Below are 25,077 nucleotides of genomic sequence, written 5' to 3'. Positions count from 1 at the left end.
CGGTCAGCCGACCTTGGCAATCGGCGTATCTGCCTTCGTCACCGGCATCTCAACGGTGACCTGAGGCAGGTCGGTGTTCGCGTCCTGCGCTAGGGATGCACCGTCAGCGTCGGCACTACTGTCACGAACTTGCCACCCCAGTCGCTGATATACGAAAGCTGCTGTTTGATTTCGGCCTGTAGGTTCCATGGCAGGATAACCACCCTTTCCGGTTTTTCGGCTTTCAGGACGTCCTCCGTGACAACCGCGATGCGGCTGCCCGGGAGCAGGGTTCCCTGCTTGGCCGGATTCTTGTCGACGACGAACGCCACGAGATCGGGCTTGACGCCTGCGAAGTTGATGAGCGTGTTGCCCTTGGCGGCGGCGCCGTAGGCCGCAACCTTCAGGCCCGCTCGCCTGCTTTCGATGAGGAATTCAAGGAAACCGTCGCGCACTGTCTGCGCCGCCTCCTGAAAACGGGTGTAAAAGGCGTCGTCAAGCATTCCCGCCGCTCGCTCTGCGTCCAGCACTTCGTCGACGGCCACGGTCTTCACATGCTCGCCGGTGTCGCTGCACTGTGCGAACACGCGCAGGCTACCGCCATGCCACTGCGTCGTCTCGACGTCGAAGACGGAGAGACCGTTTGCCTCGAAGATGCGGGTAACGGCCGTCAGCGACAGATAGGAATAGTGCTCGTGATAGGCCGTATCGAACTGCGCCTCATGCACCATATTGAGCAGGTGCGGAAACTCGAAGGTGGCAACGCCGTTCGCCTTCAAGAGACGGGTGAAACCGGCGACAAAATCGTTGATGTCGGGCACATGGGCCAGCACGTTGTTGGCCGCCATCAGATCGGCGGAACGCCCCTCCGCCGCCAGTTTTTCGGCGAGTTCGGCGCCAAAGAATTCCTCGACGATTTCGATGCCCTTTTGCCGGGCAGCCGCCGCCGTACTCGCGGTCGGCTCGATGCCGAGGCAGCCGATGCCACGCTCTTTGGCATATTGCAGCAGATAGCCGTCATTGGCCGCGACCTCGACGATGTGCGACGCTTCGGTCAGGCCGAAACGAGCCTGCATCTCGGTGACATACTGCTTGGCGTGGTTGAGCCAGGAGGTCGAGAAGGAGCTGAAATAGGCATAGCTCGACGAGAAGAACGTCTCACGATCGGCGAAGTCTTCCGTCTGCACCAGCCGGCATTCCCGGCAGCAGCGGATGATCAGCGGATACCAGAGTTCCGGTATATGACGCTTGGCGGGATCGACATAGGAATTCGACGGCGGAGCAGTGCCGAGGTCGAGGAACGGCACCATATGCGTCGATCCGCAGTGACGGCATCTCATGCAGCAACTCCGCGATAGTCCGGCGACAGCAAGGGATGCGCCGCATCGCGCGGCGAGAGATTGATCACCGGCAGCGGCCAGTCGATAGCGAGCGCCGGGTCTTGCGGGTTGAGCCCGCCTTCCGCCTCGGCGGCGTAGGGATGCGAATGGGCATAGATCATCCGGACATCATCGGTCAGCGCCTGGAAGCCATGGGCGAAGCCCTTGGGGATCAGCAGCGAACAGGCGTTGTCTTCGGAAAGCTCGACGGCGAAATGCCGGAGAAAGGTCGGCGAATGCCGGCGGATATCGACGGCGACGTCGAGGATGCGGCCGCGCGTGCACGCCACCAGCTTGATCTCGGCGTGCGGCGGACGCTGGAAATGCATGCCGCGCACCGTTCCCTTGAACGCCGTTCCGGTCTCGTTGAGCTGCGCGACGCGTCCCTGCCAACCGAAAACTACAAGATCGTCCTCGCAGAACAGGCGCGAGAGGAACCCGCGCTCGTCCGCCATCTTCCTGCGGGTCAGAACCAGCAACCCGTCGAGAGGCGTTTTAGCCGCCTCGAACCGCCCGCTCATCCGGCCGCCCTCAAAGGCTCGCCTCGAACGGCCAAGCCGGCGAAATCCCGGATATCGGCAAGGCAGAGATCAAGCGCCGCCCGGCCATCGCCCTGCGCGCGATACCATTCCATCGTCCGCCTTACGGTTTCCGCCAGCCGCCAGCGCGGCTGGTAACCGAGTTCGGCGCGCGCCTTGGCACTGTCGAGCACCAGATAGCCCGCCTCGTGCGGACCGTCCGTTCCGTCGCCGAGCATCATCCCGCCGCCGCCGAAATGGTGCTCCGCCATCTTCAAAACCGCGCCGACCGATGCAGCATCGCCGTGATCCGGGCCGAAATTGTAGCTCTCGACACCCTCCGGCGCCTGCCACAGCCGTTCTGCAAGGCCCATGTAACCGCCGAGCGGTTCAAGCACGTGCTGCCAGGGCCGCACCGCCCGCGGGCGGCGCACCTGCAATGTCTCGCCACTTTGCCAGGCCCTGACCGCATCCGGAATCAGCCGGTCTTCCGCCCAATCGCCGCCGCCAATGACATTGCCGGCGCGCGCCGTGGCAAGGCCAACCTTGCGGGCTGAGAAGAAGGAGGCGCGGTAGCTCGCCGCGACGATCTCCGCCGCCGCCTTGCTGGCACTATAGGGATCATGGCCGCCGAGCGGATCGCTCTCCATAAAGGCAAGCCCCGTCTCGGCATTGTGGTAGACCTTGTCGGTCGTCACGACCACGATCGAGCGCACATCCTCCGACAAACGCAGGGCGTCGAGCAGATTGGCCGTGCCGAGCACGTTGACGTCATAGGTTTCCGCCGGATTGCGATAACCGGCCCTGACCAGCGCCTGCGCCGCCAGATGAAAGACGATCTGCGGTTTGGTCTTCAGCACATGATGGGTGACCGCATCGCGGTCGCGGATATCGATGATGCCGGGACCATCCATCGCACCGCCGAGCAGCAAGTACAGCGAGGGTTCGGTCCGTGGCGCCAGCGACAAGCCGGCAACATCGGCCCCGAGTTCACGCAGCCACAGCGTCAGCCAACTGCCTTTGAAGCCGGTATGCCCGGTAACCAAGACGCGCTTTCCACGCCAGAATTCATTCATCATCGACATCACCACGTCTTCCACGGCGGGGCGCCGCTCTGCCACAGGCTTTCAAGATGATTCTTGTCGCGTAGCGTATCCATCGGCTGCCAGAAGCCTTCGTGGAAATAGGCCTGCAACTCGCCGTCCCTGGCCAGTCCCATCAGGGGTTCCCCCTCCCAGCTTGAATGATCCGCTTCGATCCGGTCGATGCAGCGGGGCGAAAGAACGAAAAAACCGCCATTGATGAAGCCGCCCTCGCCTTCCGGTTTTTCGACGAAGCCCTGAACCTCGGTGCCGTCCAGCTGCAGCGCGCCGTAGCGCGCCGGCGGCCGCACGGCCGTCACCGTCGCATGCTTTCCGTGGCTTTTGTGAAAGGCGATGGTCGCGCCGATATCGACGTTGCTGACGCCATCGCCATAGGTGAAGCAGAAGGCTTCCTCGTCCTTGAGATAGGAGGCAACGCGCTTGAGGCGGCCGCCGGTCATCGAGTTCTCGCCCGTATCAATCAGCGTCACGCGCCAGTTCTCGGCGCTCTGACGATGAAACTCGATGCTGTTCTGCGACAGGTCGAAGGTAATGTCCGACATGTGCAGGCCGTAATTGGCGAAGTATTCCTTGATCACATAGCCCTTGAAGCCGCAGCAGATGATGAAATCGCGTACGCCGTGGGCATAGTAGAGTTTCATGATGTGCCAGAGGATCGGCCGCCCGCCGATCTCGATCATCGGCTTCGGCCGCAGATGCGTTTCCTCGGCAATGCGCGAGCCCAGACCGCCAGCGAGAATGACCGCTTTCATCGGATCCTCCGGCTAGGCGCGAAAGCGGTCGCTGGCGGTGCCGGCGAAGACTTGGCGGAAGGGAGACGGGCGGAAGGGAAACAGATGGAAAGAAAACAGGCCTGAATTGGTCCGCGATCGAGTTGATCCCGGCCCGCACGCCGCCTTCGACCGCACAGTCAATGGCTTTGCCGTCATACGGTTTCTAAGGCAGGGAAACGCCATCGTGCTCCGGGTCCAGTCAGTCTATCCTGGCAGGCACCCTAGAAGCTGAAACTGTCGTCAAACTGGAGAGATTGCGGGCAAACGCCGACTTCCTGTCTTCCCGGCCGAATATCAGGCCAGGAAGACATAAACCTATTGGATTTCAGTAGGCATTCTTCCGCATCAGATGCTGTTCCCAATCGAGCGCGCTGCGGATGATGCCGGTGAGATCATCATATTCCGGAACCCAACCGAGTTCTTGTCTGGCGAGCGCCGGATTGGCGACGATCATCGCCGGATCGCCTGCGCGGCGTTCGGCGAAAGTGACGGGAAAGTCGGCCCCATGCACCTTGCGCACCGCATCGAGCACTTCAAGCACCGAGAAGCCGTGGCCGTATCCACAATTGGCGGCGAGCGAACCGCCGCCGGCGCGCATGCGCTGCAGCGCCTTCAGATGCGCCTGCACCAGATCCCAGACGTGAATGTAATCGCGCACACAGGTTCCGTCCGGCGTCGGATAGTCGGTGCCGAAGACGCTCATCGACGCGCGCTTGCCAAGCGCCGTGGCGCAGGCGACCTTGATCAGATGCGTCGCCAGCGCCGAGGACTGGCCGCTGCGCCCCTTCGGATCGGCGCCCGCGACGTTGAAATAGCGAAGCGCCGTATAGGTGAAGGCATGCGCATTGGCCGTGTCGCGCAGCATGATCTCGGTCATCAGCTTGGACGAGCCATAGGGCGATTCCGGCTTCAGGTTGACACTTTCCGTCACCGGTTCCAGAACCTCGGGCGTGCCATAAACCGCTGCCGTCGAAGAGAACACGAAATAGGGGATGCCGGCCTCGACGGCGCTGGCAATCAGGCTGCGCGACTTGACCGTGTTGTTCTCGTAATAGCCGAGCGGATCGGCGACCGATTCCGGCACGACGATCGAACCGGCGAAATGGATGATGGAATCGATCTCGTTTTCCGAGAAGATCTGCCGCATCAGAACTGTGTCTGCGATGTCACCTTCGTAGAAGCGCGCCTCGGGCGCGATCGCCCAGCGAAACCCGGTTGAGAGACGATCGATGACGACAACCTGTTCACCGGCATCGAGCAGTGCCCAGACCATGTGGCTGCCGATATAGCCGCCGCCACCCGTTACCAAAACCGCCATTGCGCACTCCCGCACTGTTGAAGTCAGCGGGATATGACCCGTTCACGGGGCGATACACAAGGATTTTGTGCAGTGCCTAACGGTCAAATTCCACTCAAAGAGACGCGATATAGCCGGCCAGCCGCTCGGCGGCCGTTGCGATCTGGCGGGAATCGCGCAGGAAACAGGCGCGCATGAACAGCGATCCGCCTTCGCCGAACGCGGTGCCCGGTGCGAGGCCGACACCGGTCTTGTCGACGATATCGAGGGCCGCGCGGCGCGCATCGGTGACACCGTCGATCTTCAGGAAGGCATAGATCGCGCCGTCCGGCTTCAGGGTTTGTACGCGGTTCGTCGCGATCAGCGCATCGCAAAGCATATCGCGCGAGCGGACAGCTTTTGCGACGTTTTCGGCGACGAAGCCATCGCCCCGGTCGAGCGCAACCACCGCCCCTGCCTGGATGAACTGCGCGACACCGGAGGTCGAATACTGGATGAGGTTTTCGAGCACCTGGCCGATTTCCGGCGGCGCTACGATCCAGCCGGCGCGCCAGCCAGTCATCGACCAGTTCTTGGAGAAGGAATTGACGAAGAGAATGCGGTCATCGTCTTCCATGATGTCAAGGAAGGACGGCGCGCGGACGCCACTGTAGTAGTAGAGCGCATAGATTTCGTCGGCGATGATCCAGAGGCCATGCCGGCGCGCCAGATCAAGAATCGCGCGCAGATCGCCATGTGATGCGGTCCAGCCTGTCGGGTTGGAGGGCGTATTGACGAACAGCGCCCGTGTTTTCGGCGTGATGGCATCTTCGAGCTTGCCGATATCGAGCTGCCATTTGCCGTCTTCGAAGCTGAGCGGCAAGGCAATCGCCCGGACGCCAGAAAGCTCCGCACTGGCCGCGAAATTCGGCCAGGCCGGCGAGAGGAAGACCACATCGTCGCCCGGCGAGGTCACGGCCTCGATCGCCAGCTTGATCGCCTGCATGCCTGACCCCGTCACATAGAAATTGTCCGGTGACAGCGTCTTTCCGAAATGGCGCTGATAGTAGCGCGCCAGTGCCTCGCGCAGCGGCGGGATGCCGCGTTGCCAGGTGTAGAAAGTCTCGCCGGCCTTCAGCGAATCCTGTGCTGCCTGCGAAATGAAATCCGGCGTCGGCAAGTCCCCCTCACCGACCCAGAGCGGGATCAGCCCTTCGCGCCCTCGCGCATAGTTCACCAGTTCGACGATACCGCTTTCCGGTGCTGCGAGCGATCGGGGGCTGAGGCTGGCGCGAATAGTCATCGGAGGGCTCCTGACGCATAACCCGAAAATCGCATTCGATTTTCGGGTTATGCGCAATATCAAAGGGGAGAGCGTCCTTTGCGTGCCAAATTGTGTGCGTGGCGCTCTCGTTGCCCGCCGCTTCTAGCGGTTTTTCAGATCACGATCACGCGATATTCGCTGACGAATTTATCGATTTTGGTGATGTATCGCCTTAAGCTCTCTGCTTCAGCAGATCACGGATTTCCGTCAGCAGTTGCACATCGACCGGCGGCGGTGCTGCGGGCTCCTCATTCTTCTGCTTTTCCAGTGTGGCGCGCATGTTGTTGACCCCCTTGACCAGCAGGAAGATGATCCAGGCGAGGATCAGGAAGTTCAACACCACGGTAAGGAAGTTGCCATAGGCAAAGACCGCGCCCTGCTCGCGGGCAGCGGCAAGCGAGGTGGCGGTCACGGTGCCCGACAGGGGAATGAAGAAATTGGAGAAGTCGATGCTGCCGATGATGGCGCCGACGATCGGCATGATGATGTCGTTTACCAGCGAATTGACGATCAGCGTGAAAGCACCGCCGATGATGATGCCAACGGCAAGATCCATGACATTGCCCCTGGCAATAAACGCCTTGAATTCGTTCAGCATTAGTCTCTCCTCATCTTCTATGGAAGTCGGCCGGCGTTACCTGTCCTTGCCCCGCCGGATAGCCGGGAGATGCTACTTGAAATTACACTCAAGTAAATCGTGCATCGGAAAATGGAAGTGAACCCCACCAGTTCGTGCCGTTCGAAAAACAGGTGTCCGATCTTTGACTTAAGGCTTAGGCGCGCCCGATTTTCTTCCCACTCGTCTTGTCCTATGCTGATGTGAGGACAAGGAGGAGGCATGCTTTCGGGCTCGATCATCTTTGCGGCCGCCTTTGCCTATCTGCTGCTGCTGTTTGCGGTGGCAAGCTATGGCGATCGCAAGGCGCGCAATGCCCCTGCCGGCAAGGGCAGGCCGCTCGTCTATGCCCTGAGTCTTGCGATCTACTGCACCTCCTGGACCTATTTCGGCGGCGTCGGCCTTGCGGCCGAGCGCGGGCTTGAATTCACCGGCATCTATATCGGCCCGATCCTGATGTTCACAATCGGCCTGCCGGTGATCCGTCGCATCATCGCGCTGGCGAAATCCGAGAAGCTGACCTCCGTCGCCGACTTCGTCGCCGCGCGCTACGGCAAGAACCCGGCCGTTGCCGCCATCGTCGCGCTGATTTCGCTGATCGGCGCCATCCCCTATATCGCCCTGCAGCTGAAGGCCGTGTCGAGTTCTGTTTCCGCCATGGTCGACACCAGCGGCTATGGCATCGGCGCCGGCCAGAATTTCGTCGATCTGCCGCTGCTCGTCACGCTCTTCCTCGCCTGTTTCGCCATCGTCTTCGGCACGCGCCACACCGATGCCACCGAACATCAGGACGGTCTCATCCTGGCGATCGCGATGGAATCGGTGGTCAAGCTGCTGGCGCTGGTGACGGCCGGCCTCTACGTCGTCTTCTTCCTGTTCGACGGCCCGAGCGACCTCTGGGCCAGGGCACTCGCCAACCACCAGGTGATGGCCGCGGTCAACTACCATACGCCACTGCCGCGCTGGATCCTGCTCGTCGTGCTTTCCGCCTTCGCCATCATCATGCTGCCGCGGCAATTCCACGTCACCGTCGTCGAGAACCGCACGGAAAAGGATCTGCGAACTGCCGGCATCCTCTTTCCGGTCTATCTGATTGCCATCAATCTCTTCGTGCTGCCGATCGCGATCGCCGGCATCCTGACCTTTGCCGGCAGCGGCGAGGCAGACCTCTATCTCCTGACGCTGCCGCTCGCCGCCGACATGCCGGTGCTGACGCTGATCACTTTCATCGGCGGCTTTTCGGCCGCGACCGCCATGGTCATCGTCGCCTCCGTCGCCCTGTCGATCATGATCTCGAACGACATCGTCATGCCGGTCTTCCTCAGGCGCAACCTGATGGTCCGCGGCGGCTCCCAGGATGTCACGGGCACGCTTCTCAACGTCCGGCGCACCGCGATCTTCGTGGTCCTGTTGCTGGGCTACGGCTACTACCGCTCCGCCGACATGAGCGCCGGCCTCGCCTCTCTCGGCCTTCTCGCTTTCGCCGCCATATCGCAGATGGCGCCAGCACTTTTCGGTGGCCTCGTCTGGCGCCAGGCCAACGCCCGTGGCGCCATCGCCGGTATGACGCTCGGCTTCCTCGTCTGGGCCTATCTTCTCTTCCTGCCGAGCCTCGGCGGGCCGGATAACTCGCATGTCGCAGCGACGGTTCTCGGTTTCCTCTTCCCATTCACCGCGATCTTTTCCGGTCCTGCCGCCGACCCGCTGGTGAATGCCTCGGCGCTCAGCCTGCTCGTCAACATGATCGCCTATGTCGTCGGTTCGCTGACGCGTGCGCCAAAACCGCTTGAGCGGCTGCAGGCCGGCGTCTTCATCCGCCGCAAATCACGCTCGGAAAGGGCGTTTCGCGGCCGCAAGACCAAGATCACCGTGCTGGATCTCAAAACCACGATCGCCCGCTATCTCGGCGAGGAGCGCATGCAACGCTCCTTCCACACCTATGAGCGCCAGTCCGGCCGCTGGCTGGAAGACAACCAGCACGCCGACATGGCGCTCGTCCATTTCTCCGAGCAGCTGCTCGGCAGCGCCATCGGCTCGTCCTCCGCCCGCCTCGTTCTGTCGCTGGTGCTGCAACGCATGGACGACACGTCCTCCGACACCGCCTGGCTGCTCGACCAGGCGTCCGAGGCGCTGCAGTACAATCAGGACATGCTGCAGACGGCGCTTTCGCAGATGGATCAAGGCATCGCCGTCTTCGACAGTTCCAACAACCTGATCATCTGGAATCGCCGCTTCCGCCAGCTGCTCGATCTGCCGGAAAGCGCCGGACAGGTCGGCTTTCCGCTGGCTGAGATCGTCTCGATCCTCACCAAGCGTGGCGATATCCGCAAGGAGGACGGCAAGGGGCTGATTGCCAACTTCCTGACGCTCGACAAACCGTTCCTGCTCGAGCTTGCTGGCGGTGAACGCATCATCGAAGTGCGCACCAACGCCATGCCGGACAAGGGCATCGTCACCACCTATACCGATATCACCCAGCGCGTCGCCGCCGACATGGCGCTGAAACAGGCGAACGAGACGCTGGAGCTGCGTGTGGCCGAACGCACCGGAGAACTGACCCGCGTCAACAAGGAAGTGGCCGAAGCCCGCGCCGCCGCAGAAGAGGCCAATATCGGCAAGACCCGCTTCTTCGCCGCAGCCGGCCATGACATCCTGCAGCCGCTCAATGCCGCCCGGCTCTATTCCTCGTCGCTGGTCGAACGGCTCGGCGATTCCGAAAACAGCGTGCTGGTCCAGAACATCGATTCCTCCCTGGAATCGGTCGAATCCATCCTCGGCGCCGTGCTCGATATTTCCCGGCTCGATACCGGCGCGATGAAGCCGCGCCTTCAATCCGTACCCCTCAACGATCTCCTGCGCCGCATCGAAACGGACTTCGTCCCCGTCGCCCGCGCCGCCAATCTCAAGCTCACCGTCATGCCGACATCGCTGACGGTGCGCACGGACCCGAACCTTCTGCGCCGCCTAGTCCAGAACCTAGTGTCCAATGCCATCAAATACACGCCGAAGGGCAAGGTCCTGGTCGGCGTCCGCCGCGAAGGTGGCAATGCCGTCATCCAGGTGCTCGATTCCGGCATCGGCATTCCTGCGTCGAAATTCCGCACGGTCTTCAAGGAATTCGCCCGTCTCGACGAGGGCGCCAGGACCGCCTCCGGCCTGGGGCTTGGCCTGTCGATCGTCGACCGCATTTCCCGCGTCCTCAATCACACTGTCGACCTGCAGTCCAACCCCGGCAAGGGCACGCGCTTCCGCGTGACCATGCCGATCGACCGCGCTGCCGGCAACGTCAAGACTGCCGCTCCGGCACCAGTTGGAACTGCCGAACCGCTCCACGGACTGCGCGTCCTGTGCATAGACAACGAGGCCCAGATCACCGAAGGCATGAAACTTTTGCTCGAAGGCTGGGGCTGCACCGTTTCAACCACGCTGTCGCTGGCGGCCTGGCAGGCCGATCCGGTCAATCTCGCCCAGCATCCGGACGCGATCATCGCCGACTACCACCTGGACAAGGCAACCGGCATCGACGCGATCCGGGCGATCCGCGACTATTACACGATTGCCGTCCCCGCCCTCCTCGTCACCGCCGACCGCTCGCCGGAGGTCCGTGCTGCCGCCGAGCGCGACGGCATCGCGCTGCAAAACAAGCCCGTTCGCCCAGCCTCGATGCGAGCCTGGCTGACGCAGCTTTCGGTATCGATGAAGGCGGCGGCGGAGTGAGCCGGACGCAAACTTGCAACAACAACAAGGAAGGATTAGATTGCCGGAGTGGTGACTGGAGCGCTAACTCCAGCCACCGTTTGCTTACTTATCGAGCTTGACCCGGACGGACATTGACCAGCTCGTCCGGGTTTTCCTTAAAGTAAGCGTGATGCTAAATGGCAAAAACCACATAGATCACCTCCAATATGGGAAGCAGGGCTGACTGCCTCAGTCCGGTAAGCCCATCTCGCCGAATCGCACCTGCGGGCACGGTGCGCGCTGCTTCGCCCCCACAGTGGCAACAATATCTCGGATCATCCGGAAGTTGAATCTTTTTTAAATTTCAAACGAAACTCAGTGCCAGCAGCCCTCAAGCCGCCACAGCCGCAATCTTGCCCAGCTGGATCACCGCCTGCGTACGGCTGTCGACATTGAGCTTGAGCAATATCGCCGACACATGCGCCTTGATTGTTGCCTCCGACACGCCGAGTTCATAGGCAATCTGCTTATTGAGCAGGCCTTCGGCCAGCATGCCGAGCACGCGCGATTGCTGCGGCGTCAGCGTCTGCAGCCGATGCAGAAGATCCGCCACTTCCGGCTCATGCTCCATGCCGCGCTGGAAGCCCGGCGGGGTGAAGATGTCGCCGGCCATGACCGTTTCGATGCCCTGGCGGATTTCGTCGATGCCGGCGGATTTGGACAGAAAGCCGGAGGCGCCGAGTTCCAGTGCCCGCTGGATCGTCGCCGGGTCGTCATGGGCGGAGACGATCATCACCGGCAGGCTCTGGAATTCAGCCCTGAGAGCGATGAGGCCGGACAGTCCGCTGACGCCCGGCATGGTGAGATCGAGCAGCATCAGGTCGGCGGAGACTTGGTCGATCGCCGCCTGCCGCGCCGTGGTGAAATCACCTGCTTCGATGATGGTCGGATTGCCGGCCATGCCGGTCAGCGCCTGGCGCATCGCGCCGCGAAACAGCGGGTGATCGTCCGCAATGATGATGGTCAAACCTGACGTCATGACGCTCCCTCCCAAGAGCCTGGCGAAACCGGCGAATCCTCCAATTCACCGCTACGCCGCATGTATCATCCAAGAACAGGTCAGGTCTTCTGAGGGCCGTCCTCCGTCTTGCCCGACGGCGTCTTGTCCTCGCGTTCCAGATCCTTCACAATTCCCATGAAACTGCGCATCATTCTTTCCATGATGCTCATCGTCTGGTCAATCTCTTCCTCCGTCGGAAGCCGTGGTTTCAGCGCAGTCTGGCCTTCTCCGACAGCTTTTTCCAGGGTTTCGACCCTTTTGGTCAGCAAATCGAGCTCCAGTTCGAAGGCGGTGCGTTCGTCGGCCGCCATCCGGCAGACCATTTCGCCGTTTCCCTCCTGGCACAGCGACACCTCGCCGGTCTGCGTATCCAACCGCGCAATGCCGCTGTCGGTCTTCTGCATGGCGTAACGTCCCGGCGCCGGCTCCTGGGCAAAGACTGTAACAGCTGCGAAGACCCCGCCAAGGGCCAAGACCGGTATCAGCATCCTGTTCATCGCAACCTCCATATTGCCTAAAAATCCGGGATCGGACCCGCTTGCCGGTGGACTTTCGCACAGGATTGCGGCAATCCCGCAAAACACATCGTCCAATGTCCAGGAAACGGCGGCATGAGCAGCATCATCTACAAAATCGTCCCGGCAACTCTATGGCAGGATGCGCTGAACAGCGGCGAATTCAAGGGCGCCTCGATCGATCTGACGGATGGCTACATCCATTTGTCGACGGCCGAGCAGGCACCGGGAACTGCTGCCCGCTATTTTGCTGGACAGGAAGGCCTTCTGCTCGTCGCCATCGATGCCGAAAAGCTCGGCGACAAGCTCGTCTATGAGGCCTCGCCCAGCGGTACGCTGTTTCCGCATCTTTACGCCGCGCTGTCCTTCGATGCGGTTCTCTGGGCAAAACCGCTGCCGCTCGGCACCGATGGCATTCATGTCTTTCCGGAGCTTGACCGATGATCGATGCCTTCCAGTCGCTCGCCCGCCGCGGCCTTTTCCTGTTCGATCCGGAAGCCGCCCACGGCCTCTCCATCAAGGCGCTGAAGACAGGCCTCGTGCCTGCCCGCGCCGCCCCCGCCGATCCGCGGCTGACGCAGACCGTTGCCGGCCTCACCTTTGCCAATCCGCTCGGCATGGCGGCCGGCTACGACAAGAATGCCGAGGTACCGGAGGCGCTGCTCAGGCTCGGTTTCGGCTTCACCGAGATCGGCACCGTGACGCCGAAGCCGCAGGCCGGTAACGACAAACCGCGTATCTTCCGTCTGGTTGAGGATGATGCCGTCATCAACCGCCTCGGCTTCAACAATGACGGCCACCAAGCGGCGCTTACCCGGCTTCGGTCCTGCGACCGAAGGGCCATGATCGGCGTCAATATCGGCGCCAACAAGGACAGCGGCGACCGGGTCGCCGATTATGTCGCCGGCATCCGCACCTTCTACAGCGTCGCCCGCTATTTCACCGCCAACATCTCCTCCCCGAACACGCCCGGCCTGCGCGACCTGCAGGCAGGTGAAAGCCTCTCCGCGCTTCTGTCCGCAGTGCTCGCCGCACGCGACGAGGAAGCTGCCAGGATTGGTGTCCGCGTGCCGGTGTTCCTGAAGATCGCGCCGGATCTCACCGAAGAGGGCATGGACGATATTGCTGCGGAGGCGCTGTCGCACGCTCTCGACGGGTTGATCGTCTCCAATACGACGCTGTCGCGCGACGGTCTGAAGGATCGGCGCCAGGCCGGGGAAAGCGGCGGACTATCCGGCAAGCCGCTGTTTGAAAAATCCACCGTCGTGCTCGCCAAGATGCGCAAGCGCGTCGGCCCCGATCTGCCGATCATCGGCGTCGGCGGCGTCTCGTCGGCCGAAACGGCAGCCGAGAAAATCCGCGCCGGCGCCAATCTCGTCCAGCTCTATTCCTGCATGATCTATGAAGGCCCTTCACTGCCGGGACGCATCGTCCGCGGCCTGTCGCAACTCTGCGACCGCGAAAAGCTCTCGTCGATCGCAGATATCTGCGGCAGCCGGACGGATTACTGGGCCGCCAAGGCATGATGCCGAAAAGTGTGAAGCGGTTTCGGGTTACATCATGCCCTTATAGAAACGTCTGAGCCGAGCGGCGCGGCACCAGCGCCATCAGGAAAAGACCGCGAAACAGCAGGAACAGGTTGAGCGACGCCCAGAGCCCGTGATTGCCGAAGGCCGGCACCAACAGACAGAGCGCGGCGACATAGCCTGCAAAGGCGGCAAGCATCATGTTGCGCATGTCGCGCGACCAGGTGGCGCCAATGAAGACACCATCCATCAGGAAGGCCAGCGCCCCTGTCAGTGCCGTGATCGCCGCCCAGGGCATGTAGACATGGGCCTGCGCCCGCACGTCCGCCGCTGTCGTCAAGAGGTCGACCAGTTGATTGCCAAAGAGGAGAAAGGCGATCGTCGTGAAACCGGCCAGAACGAAGGACCAGATCGCCGTCATCCTCAGCGCCCTGTCGAAGGCCGGCCGGAAGCGTGCGCCGATCGCCCGGCCTGTCAGCTGCTCGGCGGCATTGGCGAGCCCATCGAGATAATAGCCGGCGACAAGGAAGATCGTCATCAGCACCGCGTTGGCGGCAAGCGTCACGGGGCCGAGAGACGTACCGATGCGCGTCATCAGGGTGAAAGCGGCGAGAAGCACGAAGGAGCGGATCATGATGTCGCGGTTGAGCCCGAACAGCGGCTTCAGGCGTTCGCGGGCGATGATCGAGGCCCAATTCGGCGAAACCGTCCGGTCGAAGCGGCCGTAGACGATTGCAAATCCGGCGATGGCGCCGACCACCTCGCCCGCCACCGTCGCCAGCGCCACACCCATCACGCCCCAGCCGAGATAGAGGCCGAGAAAGATGGACAAGACGATGTTGATGCCGTTGATCAGCGTCTGCAGCATCAGCCCCGTCGTCCCCTGCCCGCGCCCGAGCACGTATCCAAGGATCGTGTAGTTGGCGAGCGCCGCCGGACCGGAAAGGATGCGACAGAGGAAATAGGTGCGGGTCACCGCCTCCACCTCCGGCCCCGGCGCCATCAACCAGAGCCCGGCCGCCAACAGCAGTGGCGACAACAGGACGATGGCAGTCCCGCAGACCAAAGCGATGATCAGGGAACGCCAGAAAACGGCCTGCTCTTCCGTCTTATCGCCGCGCCCGAAAGCCTGGGCGACAAGGCCGGTCGTGGCGGAGCGCACGAAATTGAAGGTGGTGAACAGGAGATCGAAGAGGATGGCGCCGACCGCCAGACCGGCAAGCAGCGTCGCCTGCCCCATATGCCCGACGACGGCCGTATCGACCAGCCCGAGCAGCGGCGTCGTCAGGAAGCCGAGTGTCATCGGCACCGCGATCGACAGGATCAGCCGGTTGGTGACGAGGAAGGGGCCCGCCCCATGGCTATTTTCGCTGATATCGGTTGTCTGCGCTGCCGTCATTGTTTGTCCTCAAGACCAGCCGCGAAACCCAGGATCAGATCAGGCGGTCGAAAGCACCATGGCCCAATAGGGCTGGTTTCCGGAAGCCGGATTCCGCATCACCGCGACACCAAGCCCGCTGTAGTTCGGCCCCAGCATGTTCTCCAGATGCTTGGGCGAATGATACCAGGCGGCATAGACCTTTTCGGCGCTGTCCTGGCCCATGGCGATATTCTCCGCCGCCGGCAAGGCGACACCCTGCCCCTTCATGCGCTCTAGAAAACTGTCACCCATACCGATCAAATGGGACATCTTCCCGGCCTTGGCCATCCGGTCGGCCTGCGCAAGCGCTGCCTGCGCGGCAGCCGGGTCGCGCGCGAGTTGCTTGAGCCCCTTCTGCTTTCTCAAATCGTTGACATAACCGAGCGTCGCATCCGTCTGGTCGCTGCCGTCGCCCCGCGGGGTTACCTTGGGCGTGCCGCAACTGGCAAGAAAGCCGAGCGAAAGAAACGCTCCCGACCGCAGAAACGTGCGCCGGGAGGCGAGGAAGTTCTGATCGTCCATATTACCGCCGATAGCTGAGAATGCGCAGGATGACGAAGACCGGAATGACCACGGCCGCACCGAGCAGCAGATAGTCACCGATGCGGCCGAGCGCCGCAAAGCCGGAATGCCAGAGATCCAGAACGAAGTCTCTGACTGTGTAGAGAATGCCATAGGGCGTCCAGCCGAACACCGCCATGACGAAGCCGACGATGACCGAAACCACCAGCAGCTTGACGATCACCCGGCCGGGCGTATCGCCCAGAAACTTGTTCACTCCGTCGGCCATGGCCCATGATTCTCCTGTTTTGCCTGACATAAGCCGCCACGGCGCCACTCGCAAGCCGTGAAGATTGGCGATACCCCTTGCCGAGCCAATCGCCGCTTGCCATTTTTCCCCTCACACGCGACAAGCGGTTAAAGCCCAAGGGCAAAATCGAGGCGCAGGAACAATGAACCTCAACCAGCTTTCCTCCGGCGACCTGATCGCCGACCGTCGCGCCGAATATGCGCATATGCTTGCCGACGGCGGCGACCACACCGGCGCCGCGGACCTGATGTCCCAGGCGCTGGAGCTTGTTCCGGATTGGGCGGCCGGCTGGTTCCGCCTCGCCGACTATCAGGAGAAATCCGGCCGCAAAGAGGCGGCGGTGACCGCGCTCAAGAAAGTTCTGGAGCTCAACCCTGACGATATTTTCGGCGCCGGCCTGAAACTCGCCCTCCTCGGCGGCGCCGAGACACCGGAGCAGCCTTCCAGCCTCTATGTGGCGCAACTCTTCGATGACTATGCCGACCGCTTCGACAAGGCGCTGGTCGAAAAGCTCGATTATTCCGTTCCCGCAAAACTCGCCGCCTTGATTGCGGTCGATGCGGGCAGTGATCGCTTTGCCCATGTCATCGATCTTGGCTGCGGCACCGGCCTGTTCGGCGAGCGTATCCGCGGCAAGGCCGATCATCTCGAAGGCTTCGATCTCTCTGCCAATATGCTGGCCAAGGCCGAAGACAAAGGCATCTACGACCGGCTTGCACAGGCCGACCTTTCCCTGCCGCCCGAACGTTCCGGCGTGTTTGCCGAGGGTAAGGCCTCCGAAAACCGCGCCAACCTCGTCAGCGCTGCCGATGTGCTGATGTATCTCGGCAATCTCGACAGCGTCTTCGTCATCGCGTCAAAGCTGCTTGCCGATGGCGGCCTGTTTGCCTTTTCCGTCGAGGATGGCGGCGAGGAAGGCGACTTCGTCCTCCGCGAATCCCTGCGCTACGCGCATTCGGAAAGCTACATCAGACAGCTCTGCAAGCGCTTTGGGCTCGACATGCTCGAAATCCTCAAGACCACCATTCGCAATGATGGCGGAAAACCGGTCTCCGGCATTCTTTTCCTTACGAGAAAACCGGTCTGAACGAATTTTTCTTGCGAAGTTGAAATAGGTCAGCATTGCTTACATATTTCACTTGATCGAGACGGCACAAATGCCGATAATTGCTGCATTGCACACAAGCGCTGCTTTCGAAAAGACCGCCGGCGCGCTCGTACTTCATTCATTCCCATCATCGCCGTCCGGACCCGCCCGGGCGCATATCTTTTGCGACCTTCGGAGATCGCGCCATGAGCTTTATCAATGCCCTTGGTTTCTGGAACACCAGTGCAACGCGCCACACGCCGATCGAGGATATGCAGGGCATCTTCTCCGGCAGCCTCGTGGCAGCACTTGGCCTCTATGTGATCGCCAGCGCCGGCCTTCTGACCGGCAGCACCGCCGGTGTCGCCTTCCTCCTGCATTATGCGCTGGGCATCAATTTCGGCCTCGCCTTCTTCCTGCTCAACCTGCCGTTCTTCTACCTGTCGTGGAAGCGCCTTGGCATAACATTCACCCTGAAGACCTTCATCGCCATCGGCATCACCTCGCTGCTCACCAATGTCCAGAGCCAGGTGCTGCAGATCGCCAGCATCCATCCGGCCTGGGCAGCACTTCTCGGCGGCCTGTTGCTCGGTTTCGGCGTGCTAGCGCTCTACCGCCATCGCGCCAGCCTCGGCGGCGTCGGCATTCTCGGCATCTACATGCAGGAGCGTTTCGGCATCCGCGCCGGTCTCGTCCAGCTTGCCATCGATCTCTGCGTGCTGGCAGCCGCCTTCTTCGTCACAACGCCGCCGGTCGTGTTCTATTCGGTGCTCGGCGCCGTCGTGCTCAATCTTTTTTTGACCATCAACCACCGCGCCGATCGTTATATCGCCTTGTGAAACGCACGTCCTCCGGGCGGAGGAGACGTCGCGCGCAAAGCAAGGTGATGAGGGGGCCAAAGGCGCATTCGTCAAGGATTGCGCCGCTTTTGCCAAGGGTGGCACCGGCTGCCCCCTCATCCGACCTCTTCGCAATCCGCAATGAAGCGAGAGCGGGACAAGCAACGAACCCGTTCCCGCTCTCCGGCGCTGCACCTGTTGCGAATGCGCAGCGCCGTAACTGTGTTGCTGATCAGGCAGCCTTTGCCGGCTTGTCGATCGGATGCTGCGAGCGGAAACCGACAGCGATCCGGTTCCAGACGTTGATAGTACCGATCGCGACGGTGATCTTGGCGATCTCCTCGCTCGAGAAATGCGCCTGCAGCGCTTCATAGGCGTCATCGGGAGCGCCTGTTTGGGCAATGTTGGTCACCGCGTCGACCCAGCCGAGCAGAGCCCGTTCGCGGGCGTCGTAAACCGGCGATTCCCGCCAGACGCACATCAGGTTGATCCACTGTTCGCTGAGACCGTCATGACGCGATTCCTTGACGTGCATGTCGACGCAGTAGGCGCAGCCGTTGATCTGAGACGCGCGCAGCTTGATCAGGTGGATGAAGCGGCGCTCCAGCCCGGAGTTCTGCACGAAATTTTCGAGTGCGAACACGGCCTTGAAGGCTTCCGGCGAGGCTTTGGTCATATCGAGACGAGTTTGCATCGGTCTTCTCCTTTGTGGTGGCTCAGCGAGCCGTTTTGCGTTCATGGATTTCAAGGAAGGCGCAGCCCCTGGCTGCGATCCCGCCGTCATCGATCTCGGCCAAAGCGCGTCCGAGATCGGCAATCGTGGTCTTTGCCAGCTCCGCCCGGTAGACCTGCTCGGCTTTCAGCATGACGGCGTTGATGCCGCAGGGCTTGGCGAAATACCGGCTCGGCAGCGGGTTCGGCCCACGCTGGCGGATTTCGCCGCAGCGGAAAGCCGGTGCCGGGCCTTCGACGGCAAGGACGATGTCGAGAAGCGTGATGTCGGCCGGCTTCCTTGCCAGCCGGTATCCGCCCTTCGGGCCTGGCACCGTATCGAGAATGCCGGCGCCCGACAGGGCCTGCAGATGCTTCAGGAGATAGCTGGTCGAAACGCCATGAAACTCGGCGATCGCCGCCGCCGAGAGCACGCCACCCCCGGAAAGACCCGACAGCATCGCAACACTGTGAATGGCCTGCTCGACACCCTCACCCAGTTTCACTGCTCTCTCCTCGCCATATCGTGGATAATTTATATCCATGATTATCACGACTGTCAACCGGCAAAATCCGACCTCTGCGCTTGCGTTCGGCAAACCGGGCGATAGAAGGGGATTTCCAAAAGGGTACGGGACACGGCGACAATGATGGCAACACCAACGAAATCCGCCTTCGCGGCACTGATGGCCTCGAGCGCCGAGCGTCATTCGCTGGTCGACGACGTGCAGGGCGTCATCTCCGGCAGCATGCTTGCCGTGCTCGGCATCACGCTATTGTCCAGCGCCGGCTTGCTGACCGGGGGCGCGCCGGGCATCGCCTTTCTCATTCACTATGCGACGGGCTTCAGCTTCGGAGCCTGCTTTTTCGCCGTGAACCTGCCCTTCTACTATCTCGCCTTCCGCCGCATGGGCCTTGCCTTCATGCTGAAGACGTTCAGTGCTGTCGCCATCACAGCGACCCTGTCGGAGGTCGTCCCGCATGCGCTGGGGCTGACCCATGTCGATCCGCTCGTTGGGGCGTTGTTCGGCGGCCTCGTCATTGGTGCGGGGCTGCTGGCGCTCTTCCGCCACCGCGCCAGCCTTGGCGGCATCGGCATTCTGGCGCTCTATCTCCAGGATCGCTTCGGCTGGCGCGCCGGCTTCATCCAACTCGGCTTCGACTGCGCCATCGTCGCCTGCTCCGTCTTCCTCGCCAGCCCCTATATCATCGCCTGCTCGATCGCCGGCGCATTGGTGATGAACATCACGCTGGCGGTGAACCATCGCAAGGATCGGTATATTGCGATGTGAGGGCGTTCCAACCGATCTTCAGCCGTTCGGTCGGCGTCATTGCAAACCGTCATGCTTTTTCAGCTGGTCAATGGCATTCAACGCGTCATAGGGAGACCAGCCCGCGTCGACGGCTGCTGCCACCAGCTTAGTTTCCACTTCCTGTTCGAGCTTCTGATAGAGCGGCTCGAGTGCCTCCTGCACTGTCAAAATATGCTCGTCGGGCGGGATGACGGTTTCACCAGGTTCTGACAATAGCATGCCCCTCTCCTTCTTGAGTTCGGCTCCTCGATTTTGACATGAATGTACCAATGCAGCCAGAGCGGAAGTGTTCCCTCGAAGGTCGAAAATTCTGGACTTGCGGCACGATCGCCATTCCGGCTCGCCCGAGTTTCGACCTTGCAAACCGCACTCTTCAAATCCAGCGTATTTGATCTACATTTGTTCGCGTGAACCAGATCGATTCCGCCGCGCGCGCAAAAACCTCTCTCTCCCTTCCCCCACCCTTTCTGCGCTGGTTCGCGGACAAGGGCTGGCAGCCGCGCGCGCATCAGCTGGAACTGCTTACCCGTGTTGGGGACGGCGAAAGCATGCTTCTGATCGCACCGACCGGGGCGGGCAAGACGCTCGCCGGATTTCTTCCATCATTGGTTTCACTCACCGGGCGCGGGAAAATCCCGCCGGGCTCGGCGTTCGCCGGCATCCACACGCTCTACATCTCGCCCTTGAAGGCGCTTGCCGTTGATATCGAGCGCAACCTGATGAAACCGGTCGGCGAAATGGGACTGCCGGTGCGCATCGAAAACCGCACCGGCGACACGCCAGCGGCCAAGCGCCAGCGCCAGAAGCTCAACCCGCCCGATATTCTCCTGACGACCCCAGAGCAGGTGGCGCTGCTGCTTGCCAATGGCGAGGCCGAGCGTTTCTTCAGGGACCTGAAATATGTGGTGCTCGACGAGTTGCATTCGCTCGTCACCTCCAAGCGCGGCCATCTCCTGTCGCTTGGCCTAGCGCGCCTCAGAAAGCTCGCGCCCGGCCTGCAGGCGATCGGCCTGTCGGCCACTGTCGCCGAGCCGATGGACCTGCAGCGGTGGCTTAGCCCCCAGAAAGCGGGCGAAAACAATCACGCCGGGCTGATCACGGTGACGGGCGGCGCGCGGCCGCAGATTTCGATCCTGCGCACCGAGGAGCATGTTCCCTGGGCCGGCCATTCCGCAGCCTATGCCATCGGCGACATCTACCGGGCGATCGGCGAACAGAAGACCACGCTGCTTTTCGTCAACACCCGCAGCCAGGCGGAGCGGGTGTTCCAGGAACTCTGGACGATCAACGACGACAACCTGCCGATCGCGCTCCATCACGGCTCGCTCGACGTCGCCCAGCGGCGCAAGGTCGAGGCGGCGATGTCGGAAAACCGGTTACGCGCCGTCGTCGCCACCTCGACGCTCGATCTCGGTATCGATTGGGGTGATGTCGACATGGTCATCCATGTCGGCGCGCCGAAGGGCGCCTCGCGCCTTGCCCAGCGCATCGGCCGCGCCAACCACCGCATGGACGAGCCGAGCCGCGCCATCCTGGTGCCGGCCAACCGTTTCGAGGTGATGGAGTGCCAGGCCGCCCTCGACGCCAATTACATCGGCGCGCAGGACACCCCGCCGGTCGGCAAGGGGGCGCTCGACGTGCTCGCCCAGCACGTGCTCGGCATGGCCTGCGCTGCGCCGTTCGATCCGCTCGCGCTCTATACCGAAATCACCAGCGCCTCGCCCTATGCCGATCTCACCTGGGAGACCTTCGAGCGCATCGTCGATTTCGTCGCGACCGGCGGTTATGCGCTGCGCAGCTACGAACGCTACGCCAAGATCCGCAAAACCAAGGAAGGCCTGTGGCGGGTGTCGAATCCGCTGATCGCCCAGCAATACCGCCTCAATGTCGGCACCATCATTGAATCGCCGATGCTGAACGTGCGCATGGTCAAGCGCAACGCCCGCGGCTCGCTCGGGCGCGGTGGCATGCCGCTCGGCAAGGTGGAGGAATATTTTCTCGAAATGCTGTCGCCCGGCGACACCTTCCTGTTTTCCGGCAAGGTGCTGCGCTTCGAAGGCATCCGCGAAAACGAATGTCTGGTGTCTCAGGGCTATACGCTCGATCCCAAGGTGCCCTCGTATGCCGGCGGCAAGTTTCCGCTGTCCACCTATCTCGCCCAGCAGGTCCGCAGGATGCTGGCCGATCCCGCTCGCCATGCCAGCCTTCCCGATCAGGTGCGCGACTGGCTGTCGCTGCAGAAGGAATTCTCGATGCTGCCGAAGGAGGACGAGCTGCTGATCGAGACCTTCCCGCGCGGCAGCCGCCATTACATGGTGATCTATGCCTTCGAGGGGCGGCTTGCCCACCAGACGCTCGGCATGCTCTTGACGCGGCGGCTCGACCGGGCCGGGCTGAAGCCACTCGGCTTCGTCGCCACGGATTATTCGCTGGCTGTCTGGGGACTGGAGGACCTCGGCGCGGCCTTCCGGCGGAAGCGTCCGTCGCTTGCGGACCTGTTCGACGAGGACATGCTCGGCGATGATCTTGAAGCCTGGCTGAACGAAAGCTTCCTGCTGAAGCGCACTTTCCGCAACTGCGCGGTCATCGCCGGACTGATCGACCAGCGCCATCCGGGCAAGGAAAAGAGCGGCCGGCAGGTGACAGTTTCGGCCGATCTCATCTACGACGTTCTCCGCAGCCACGAACCAGACCACATCCTGCTCGAAGCGACACGCAACGATGCCTCGACCGGACTTTTGGAAATCGAGCGGCTTGGCGATATGCTGACGCGAATCAAGGGCCACATCACCCACCGCCCGCTGGATCGCATTTCGCCGCTGGCCGTGCCGGTCATGCTTGAAATCGGCAAGGAGGCGGTCGGCGGCGACGCGCAGGATTTCCTGCTTGCCGAAGCCGCCGACGAACTGTTTGGCGAGGTGGTGGCGACAGTGCCGCGCGTCAGTTGACGCGCAAAGGTCACTGCAGCCCCTGGAAAGGCATTGAATCAACTGTAAGCCGGAACCACATGCACCGCATAGCCCACGCCATCGCCGCCCTGCCGGACAATCCGGCGCTGTCTGCCCGCACCGTGATCAACGGCGTGGCAGCGATCTGCGACCCGCTCGGCGGGCTCTATCTGCCCGACCTCGACATTCTCGTCGTCTCCGACCTGCATCTGGAAAAGGGCGCGGCCTTTGCCCGGCGCGGCATGCTGCTGCCACCCTATGATACGCTGGCGACGCTGCGCATTCTCGACGCCATTATCTGCCGCCACAATCCGAAGATGGTGATCAGCCTCGGCGACAATTTCCACGACCGCGTCGGCTCGGCCCTGATGCCGGAGCTTTTCCGCCAGATGATCGAGACGATGGCGCGCGGCCGCGAATGGATCTGGATCAACGGCAATCACGATCCGGACGGCACCGTCAGACTGCCCGGCTCGTCCGCCGACGAGCTCCATTATGCCGGCCTCGTCTTCCGCCATGAGCCGGCAAAGGATGCTCCGGCCGGCGAAATCGCCGGCCATCTCCATCCGGCAGCGACCGTCACCCGGCGGGAAAAGCGGGTCCGCCGCGCCTGTTTCGCCACCGATGGCAGGCGCCTGATTATGCCAGCCTTCGGCGTCACCACCGGCGGTCTCGACCTGCGCCACCAGGCCATGCACGGCCTGTTCGACCGCCAGAGCCTCGTCGCCCATATGCTCGGGCGGGACCGGATCTATTCGGTGAAGTTTGCAAATTTGTTGGGATAACGTCTGTCGTTTCAAGATCCAAGGGGACGTTCGACCGCCCCGCCAAGCGGCTCGAAATGCCGTATGTTTTCAGTGACCACCGTCAGGCCGCGCGATTTGGCTGTCGCTGCAATGATGACATCGCCCAATCCGGGATGACGGCCTTGGGCCGCTGCCTCGTCCTCGATGTCGCCCGCGGCAAGAGCGACGGCGATATCCATCGGCAGGATGCGATCATCACAGGATGCAATGATCCCCTCTAGCCATTGCCGAAGGCGGCTGGCTTTTTCGGTGGAGCCGGCCGCTGAAGGCTGCGAATTCCTTTTTCGATTTCGGCAAGGGTCATCGCGGACAGGTACAGCAAGTCCGCCGCACCCTGCTCGCGCATCCATGCCTTCAACTCTTCTGCCGGAGCGGGCCTATCCGGAGCAAATTTGGAAATGACGTTGGCATCGAGAAGATAGCCGCTCACACGTCCGCTTCCCGCATTCCCGTCGCGTTCCGCTCAAGTTCGACACCACCCGGGAAGGTCATGAGATATTCGCCGAAATTCGGGCGTCCTTTTTTCATCGCCCGTTTCGCGGCCTCCGCAGTCTCGATGCTGACCAGTGCCGCCACGGGCTTTCCATGTCGAGTGATCGTAAAGAGTTCACCCTTGATCGCCTCATCCACCAGGTTTGAAAATCCGGCTTTTGCATCTCGCAGACTGACTGTCGACATCCACGCCTCCTTGTAGTCATTAAGGACCACTTAAAATCAGCACATTGGGGCGAATAGAACGCCTTCCCCTTTCACGCCGCAGACTTCTCCGTCTCATACCGCAGAATAACGCCACCGGACTGCAGCGGCCGGGATTCAAGCAGCTTGAGCGACGTGCGCTCGTCGGCGGGCTTGAAGAGCGGCGTTCCCTGCCCGAGCAGAACCGGCACGACGCAGACCATGATCTCGTCGATCACATCATCCGACAAAAGCGAGGCGACCAGCTCGGCACTGCCGAAGATGTAGATGTTCTTGTTCGAAGCCTGTTTCAGCCGCGTGAGTTCGGCGGCGACGTCGGTGACGACGCGGCTGTTGTTCCAGTCCGCCGTTTCCAGGGTGCGCGAACCAACGATCTTCGGCAGCGCGTTCATAAAGGTCTTGATTTCGGTCTCATCCTCCGTGGTCGTCCAGTAGGCCTTCATGCCCTCATAGGTCACGCGGCCGAAAACCAGCACCTCGGCTTTGCTGCCGAGCTCCTTGCTCAACGTTTCCAGCTCCGGCCCCCAGACAAGCTGGTGGAAATCCAGGTCCCACTTCCTTGCGCCTTCGAAATAGCCGTCGAGCGACATCAGATTCCAGACGACAACCTTGCCCATCTCACTTCCTCCTCCGGCAACCAATCTCGTTTTGCAACTGGTTTCACATTAAGAAATCCGATTGTAAGATGCAAGCGGATTC

27 protein-coding genes are annotated in these 25,077 nt (G+C 61.8%); 8 read left to right on the top strand and 19 right to left on the bottom strand.

The window, feature by feature from the left end; all coding sequences use genetic code 11:
• Window positions 1-89: 89 nt before the first annotated feature.
• The 7 genes from WI754_RS08005 to mscL form a co-directional block, all read right to left on the bottom strand.
• The gene (locus WI754_RS08005) at window positions 90-1,319 is read right to left on the bottom strand and encodes a class I SAM-dependent methyltransferase (RefSeq protein ID WP_349437162.1); all 1,230 of its coding nucleotides are present in this window, start codon (window positions 1,317-1,319) and stop codon (window positions 90-92) included.
• Window positions 1,316-1,879, bottom strand: a complete 564-nt coding sequence (locus WI754_RS08000) for a dTDP-4-dehydrorhamnose 3,5-epimerase family protein (RefSeq protein ID WP_349437161.1) — start codon at window positions 1,877-1,879, stop codon at window positions 1,316-1,318. Before WI754_RS08000 ends, WI754_RS08005 begins: the two co-directional genes overlap by 4 nt.
• On the bottom strand, window positions 1,876-2,961 hold the full coding sequence (gene rfbG / locus WI754_RS07995) for a CDP-glucose 4,6-dehydratase (protein ID WP_349437160.1): 1,086 nt from the start codon (window positions 2,959-2,961) through the stop codon (window positions 1,876-1,878). Before rfbG ends, WI754_RS08000 begins: the two co-directional genes overlap by 4 nt.
• Window positions 2,961-3,731: a glucose-1-phosphate cytidylyltransferase gene (rfbF, locus tag WI754_RS07990; RefSeq protein WP_349437159.1), complete on the bottom strand. Its 771-nt coding sequence runs from the start codon at window positions 3,729-3,731 to the stop codon at window positions 2,961-2,963. The genes rfbG and rfbF overlap by 1 nt, the downstream gene beginning before the upstream one ends.
• Window positions 3,732-4,077: 346 nt before the next feature.
• Window positions 4,078-5,070, bottom strand: a complete 993-nt coding sequence (gene galE / locus WI754_RS07985) for a UDP-glucose 4-epimerase GalE (RefSeq protein ID WP_349437157.1) — start codon at window positions 5,068-5,070, stop codon at window positions 4,078-4,080.
• A 94-nt stretch (window positions 5,071-5,164) separates the two neighbouring features.
• Window positions 5,165-6,331 carry a pyridoxal phosphate-dependent aminotransferase gene (locus tag WI754_RS07980; protein WP_349437156.1) on the bottom strand — a complete coding sequence of 389 codons (1,167 nt, stop codon included), beginning with the start codon at window positions 6,329-6,331 and terminating at the stop codon, window positions 5,165-5,167.
• A gap of 193 nt (window positions 6,332-6,524) precedes the next feature.
• Window positions 6,525-6,950 carry a large conductance mechanosensitive channel protein MscL gene (gene mscL, locus WI754_RS07975; RefSeq protein WP_349437155.1) on the bottom strand — a complete coding sequence of 142 codons (426 nt, stop codon included), beginning with the start codon at window positions 6,948-6,950 and terminating at the stop codon, window positions 6,525-6,527.
• Between the two features lie 240 nt (window positions 6,951-7,190).
• Here mscL and WI754_RS07970 point away from each other — a divergent pair, with 240 nt between their 5' ends.
• Window positions 7,191-10,685, top strand: coding sequence for a NahK/ErcS family hybrid sensor histidine kinase/response regulator (locus WI754_RS07970; protein WP_349437154.1), 3,495 nt, complete (start codon window positions 7,191-7,193; stop codon window positions 10,683-10,685).
• A 352-nt stretch (window positions 10,686-11,037) separates the two neighbouring features.
• Here the strand turns inward: WI754_RS07970 and WI754_RS07965 are convergent, their stop codons facing one another.
• Window positions 11,038-11,685 carry a response regulator transcription factor gene (locus WI754_RS07965; RefSeq protein ID WP_349437153.1) on the bottom strand — a complete coding sequence of 216 codons (648 nt, stop codon included), beginning with the start codon at window positions 11,683-11,685 and terminating at the stop codon, window positions 11,038-11,040.
• 80 nt (window positions 11,686-11,765) lie between these two features.
• Window positions 11,766-12,194 (bottom strand): hypothetical protein, encoded by a 429-nt coding sequence (locus WI754_RS07960; RefSeq protein ID WP_349437766.1) that lies wholly within the window; start codon window positions 12,192-12,194, stop codon window positions 11,766-11,768.
• 123 nt (window positions 12,195-12,317) lie between these two features.
• On the opposite strand from WI754_RS07960, the gene WI754_RS07955 reads away from it, so the two are divergent.
• Both WI754_RS07955 and WI754_RS07950 read left to right on the top strand, forming a co-directional pair.
• Window positions 12,318-12,665, top strand: coding sequence for a DUF952 domain-containing protein (locus tag WI754_RS07955; RefSeq protein ID WP_349437152.1), 348 nt, complete (start codon window positions 12,318-12,320; stop codon window positions 12,663-12,665).
• The gene (locus WI754_RS07950; protein WP_349437151.1) at window positions 12,662-13,747 is read left to right on the top strand and encodes a quinone-dependent dihydroorotate dehydrogenase; all 1,086 of its coding nucleotides are present in this window, start codon (window positions 12,662-12,664) and stop codon (window positions 13,745-13,747) included. Before WI754_RS07955 ends, WI754_RS07950 begins: the two co-directional genes overlap by 4 nt.
• A gap of 40 nt (window positions 13,748-13,787) precedes the next feature.
• On the opposite strand, the gene WI754_RS07945 is transcribed toward WI754_RS07950, so the two are convergent.
• Genes WI754_RS07945 through WI754_RS07935 form a run of 3 tightly spaced genes read right to left on the bottom strand, consistent with a single transcriptional unit; the run spans window position 13,788 to window position 15,957 of the window.
• A complete protein-coding gene (locus WI754_RS07945; RefSeq protein WP_349437149.1) occupies window positions 13,788-15,146 on the bottom strand; it encodes an MATE family efflux transporter in 1,359 nt (452 codons plus the stop codon).
• A 39-nt stretch (window positions 15,147-15,185) separates the two neighbouring features.
• Window positions 15,186-15,689 (bottom strand): CAP domain-containing protein, encoded by a 504-nt coding sequence (locus WI754_RS07940; RefSeq protein WP_349437148.1) that lies wholly within the window; start codon window positions 15,687-15,689, stop codon window positions 15,186-15,188.
• A 1-nt stretch (window position 15,690) separates the two neighbouring features.
• Entirely contained in the window at window positions 15,691-15,957 is a 267-nt protein-coding gene (locus WI754_RS07935; protein ID WP_349437147.1) for a DUF6460 domain-containing protein, read from the bottom strand.
• Window positions 15,958-16,120: 163 nt separating this feature from the next.
• On the opposite strand from WI754_RS07935, the gene WI754_RS07930 reads away from it, so the two are divergent.
• Together WI754_RS07930 and WI754_RS07925 are read left to right on the top strand one after the other, a co-directional pair.
• Window positions 16,121-17,065 (top strand): class I SAM-dependent methyltransferase, encoded by a 945-nt coding sequence (locus WI754_RS07930; RefSeq protein WP_349437146.1) that lies wholly within the window; start codon window positions 16,121-16,123, stop codon window positions 17,063-17,065.
• A gap of 206 nt (window positions 17,066-17,271) precedes the next feature.
• Complete coding sequence (locus WI754_RS07925) at window positions 17,272-17,904, top strand: YitT family protein (protein ID WP_349437145.1); 633 nt, start codon at window positions 17,272-17,274, stop codon at window positions 17,902-17,904.
• A gap of 232 nt (window positions 17,905-18,136) precedes the next feature.
• Here WI754_RS07925 and WI754_RS07920 read toward each other — a convergent pair whose 3' ends face one another.
• Window positions 18,137-18,598: a carboxymuconolactone decarboxylase family protein gene (locus WI754_RS07920; protein WP_349437144.1), complete on the bottom strand. Its 462-nt coding sequence runs from the start codon at window positions 18,596-18,598 to the stop codon at window positions 18,137-18,139.
• 22 nt (window positions 18,599-18,620) lie between these two features.
• Window positions 18,621-19,121 (bottom strand): Rrf2 family transcriptional regulator, encoded by a 501-nt coding sequence (locus WI754_RS07915; protein ID WP_349437143.1) that lies wholly within the window; start codon window positions 19,119-19,121, stop codon window positions 18,621-18,623.
• 144 nt (window positions 19,122-19,265) lie between these two features.
• Here WI754_RS07915 and WI754_RS07910 point away from each other — a divergent pair, with 144 nt between their 5' ends.
• Complete coding sequence (locus tag WI754_RS07910; protein WP_349437142.1) at window positions 19,266-19,907, top strand: YitT family protein; 642 nt, start codon at window positions 19,266-19,268, stop codon at window positions 19,905-19,907.
• A 36-nt stretch (window positions 19,908-19,943) separates the two neighbouring features.
• Here WI754_RS07910 and WI754_RS07905 read toward each other — a convergent pair whose 3' ends face one another.
• On the bottom strand, window positions 19,944-20,147 hold the full coding sequence (locus tag WI754_RS07905; protein ID WP_349437141.1) for a hypothetical protein: 204 nt from the start codon (window positions 20,145-20,147) through the stop codon (window positions 19,944-19,946).
• Between the two features lie 188 nt (window positions 20,148-20,335).
• Between WI754_RS07905 and WI754_RS07900 the strand changes: the two genes are divergently transcribed.
• Window positions 20,336-22,876: a ligase-associated DNA damage response DEXH box helicase gene (locus WI754_RS07900; RefSeq protein WP_349437140.1), complete on the top strand. Its 2,541-nt coding sequence runs from the start codon at window positions 20,336-20,338 to the stop codon at window positions 22,874-22,876.
• Window positions 22,877-22,935: 59 nt separating this feature from the next.
• Complete coding sequence (gene pdeM, locus WI754_RS07895; protein ID WP_349437139.1) at window positions 22,936-23,661, top strand: ligase-associated DNA damage response endonuclease PdeM; 726 nt, start codon at window positions 22,936-22,938, stop codon at window positions 23,659-23,661.
• A gap of 11 nt (window positions 23,662-23,672) precedes the next feature.
• On the opposite strand, the gene WI754_RS07890 is transcribed toward pdeM, so the two are convergent.
• The 4 genes from WI754_RS07890 to WI754_RS07875 all read right to left on the bottom strand — a co-directional run bounded on the left by WI754_RS07890 (window position 23,673) and on the right by WI754_RS07875 (window position 24,995).
• Complete coding sequence (locus WI754_RS07890; RefSeq protein ID WP_349437138.1) at window positions 23,673-23,861, bottom strand: hypothetical protein; 189 nt, start codon at window positions 23,859-23,861, stop codon at window positions 23,673-23,675.
• Window positions 23,862-23,899: 38 nt separating this feature from the next.
• Window positions 23,900-24,112: a PIN domain-containing protein gene (locus tag WI754_RS07885; RefSeq protein WP_349437137.1), complete on the bottom strand. Its 213-nt coding sequence runs from the start codon at window positions 24,110-24,112 to the stop codon at window positions 23,900-23,902.
• Window positions 24,109-24,360: a type II toxin-antitoxin system Phd/YefM family antitoxin gene (locus WI754_RS07880; RefSeq protein WP_349437136.1), complete on the bottom strand. Its 252-nt coding sequence runs from the start codon at window positions 24,358-24,360 to the stop codon at window positions 24,109-24,111. The genes WI754_RS07885 and WI754_RS07880 overlap by 4 nt, the downstream gene beginning before the upstream one ends.
• A gap of 71 nt (window positions 24,361-24,431) precedes the next feature.
• Window positions 24,432-24,995, bottom strand: a complete 564-nt coding sequence (locus WI754_RS07875; RefSeq protein WP_349437135.1) for a dihydrofolate reductase family protein — start codon at window positions 24,993-24,995, stop codon at window positions 24,432-24,434.
• Window positions 24,996-25,077 lie beyond the last annotated feature (82 nt).

Origin of the sequence: Pararhizobium sp. A13 (assembly GCF_040126305.1) — a bacterium.
In the GTDB taxonomy this organism is placed as follows: domain Bacteria; phylum Pseudomonadota; class Alphaproteobacteria; order Rhizobiales; family Rhizobiaceae; genus Pararhizobium.
The sequence above is the reverse complement of the archived record's forward strand: the minus strand, read 5'-3'. Positions and strand labels throughout refer to the sequence as shown.

Excerpts from the sequence above, each read along its gene's own strand:
- galE (WP_349437157.1), bottom strand. The coding sequence starts at position 5,070 with ATGGCGGTTTTGGTAACGGGTGGCGGCGGCTATATCGGCAGCCACATG.
- WI754_RS07890 (WP_349437138.1), bottom strand. The coding sequence starts at position 23,861 with ATGGATATCGCCGTCGCTCTTGCCGCGGGCGACATCGAGGACGAGGCA.
- WI754_RS07935 (WP_349437147.1), bottom strand. The coding sequence starts at position 15,957 with ATGGCCGACGGAGTGAACAAGTTTCTGGGCGATACGCCCGGCCGGGTG.
- WI754_RS07905 (WP_349437141.1), bottom strand. The coding sequence starts at position 20,147 with ATGCTATTGTCAGAACCTGGTGAAACCGTCATCCCGCCCGACGAGCAT.
- WI754_RS07930 (WP_349437146.1), top strand. The coding sequence starts at position 16,121 with ATGAACCTCAACCAGCTTTCCTCCGGCGACCTGATCGCCGACCGTCGC.
- WI754_RS07980 (WP_349437156.1), bottom strand. The coding sequence starts at position 6,331 with ATGACTATTCGCGCCAGCCTCAGCCCCCGATCGCTCGCAGCACCGGAA.
- mscL (WP_349437155.1), bottom strand. The coding sequence starts at position 6,950 with ATGCTGAACGAATTCAAGGCGTTTATTGCCAGGGGCAATGTCATGGAT.
- pdeM (WP_349437139.1), top strand. The coding sequence starts at position 22,936 with ATGCACCGCATAGCCCACGCCATCGCCGCCCTGCCGGACAATCCGGCG.
- WI754_RS07925 (WP_349437145.1), top strand. The coding sequence starts at position 17,272 with ATGAGCTTTATCAATGCCCTTGGTTTCTGGAACACCAGTGCAACGCGC.
- WI754_RS07970 (WP_349437154.1), top strand. The coding sequence starts at position 7,191 with ATGCTTTCGGGCTCGATCATCTTTGCGGCCGCCTTTGCCTATCTGCTG.
- WI754_RS07875 (WP_349437135.1), bottom strand. The coding sequence starts at position 24,995 with ATGGGCAAGGTTGTCGTCTGGAATCTGATGTCGCTCGACGGCTATTTC.
- WI754_RS07945 (WP_349437149.1), bottom strand. The coding sequence starts at position 15,146 with ATGACGGCAGCGCAGACAACCGATATCAGCGAAAATAGCCATGGGGCG.
- WI754_RS07960 (WP_349437766.1), bottom strand. The coding sequence starts at position 12,194 with ATGCTGATACCGGTCTTGGCCCTTGGCGGGGTCTTCGCAGCTGTTACA.
- WI754_RS07920 (WP_349437144.1), bottom strand. The coding sequence starts at position 18,598 with ATGCAAACTCGTCTCGATATGACCAAAGCCTCGCCGGAAGCCTTCAAG.
- WI754_RS07950 (WP_349437151.1), top strand. The coding sequence starts at position 12,662 with ATGATCGATGCCTTCCAGTCGCTCGCCCGCCGCGGCCTTTTCCTGTTC.
- WI754_RS07955 (WP_349437152.1), top strand. The coding sequence starts at position 12,318 with ATGAGCAGCATCATCTACAAAATCGTCCCGGCAACTCTATGGCAGGAT.
- WI754_RS07965 (WP_349437153.1), bottom strand. The coding sequence starts at position 11,685 with ATGACGTCAGGTTTGACCATCATCATTGCGGACGATCACCCGCTGTTT.
- WI754_RS08000 (WP_349437161.1), bottom strand. The coding sequence starts at position 1,879 with ATGAGCGGGCGGTTCGAGGCGGCTAAAACGCCTCTCGACGGGTTGCTG.
- WI754_RS07940 (WP_349437148.1), bottom strand. The coding sequence starts at position 15,689 with ATGGACGATCAGAACTTCCTCGCCTCCCGGCGCACGTTTCTGCGGTCG.
- WI754_RS08005 (WP_349437162.1), bottom strand. The coding sequence starts at position 1,319 with ATGAGATGCCGTCACTGCGGATCGACGCATATGGTGCCGTTCCTCGAC.
- rfbG (WP_349437160.1), bottom strand. The coding sequence starts at position 2,961 with ATGTCGATGATGAATGAATTCTGGCGTGGAAAGCGCGTCTTGGTTACC.
- WI754_RS07880 (WP_349437136.1), bottom strand. The coding sequence starts at position 24,360 with ATGTCGACAGTCAGTCTGCGAGATGCAAAAGCCGGATTTTCAAACCTG.
- rfbF (WP_349437159.1), bottom strand. The coding sequence starts at position 3,731 with ATGAAAGCGGTCATTCTCGCTGGCGGTCTGGGCTCGCGCATTGCCGAG.
- WI754_RS07910 (WP_349437142.1), top strand. The coding sequence starts at position 19,266 with ATGGCAACACCAACGAAATCCGCCTTCGCGGCACTGATGGCCTCGAGC.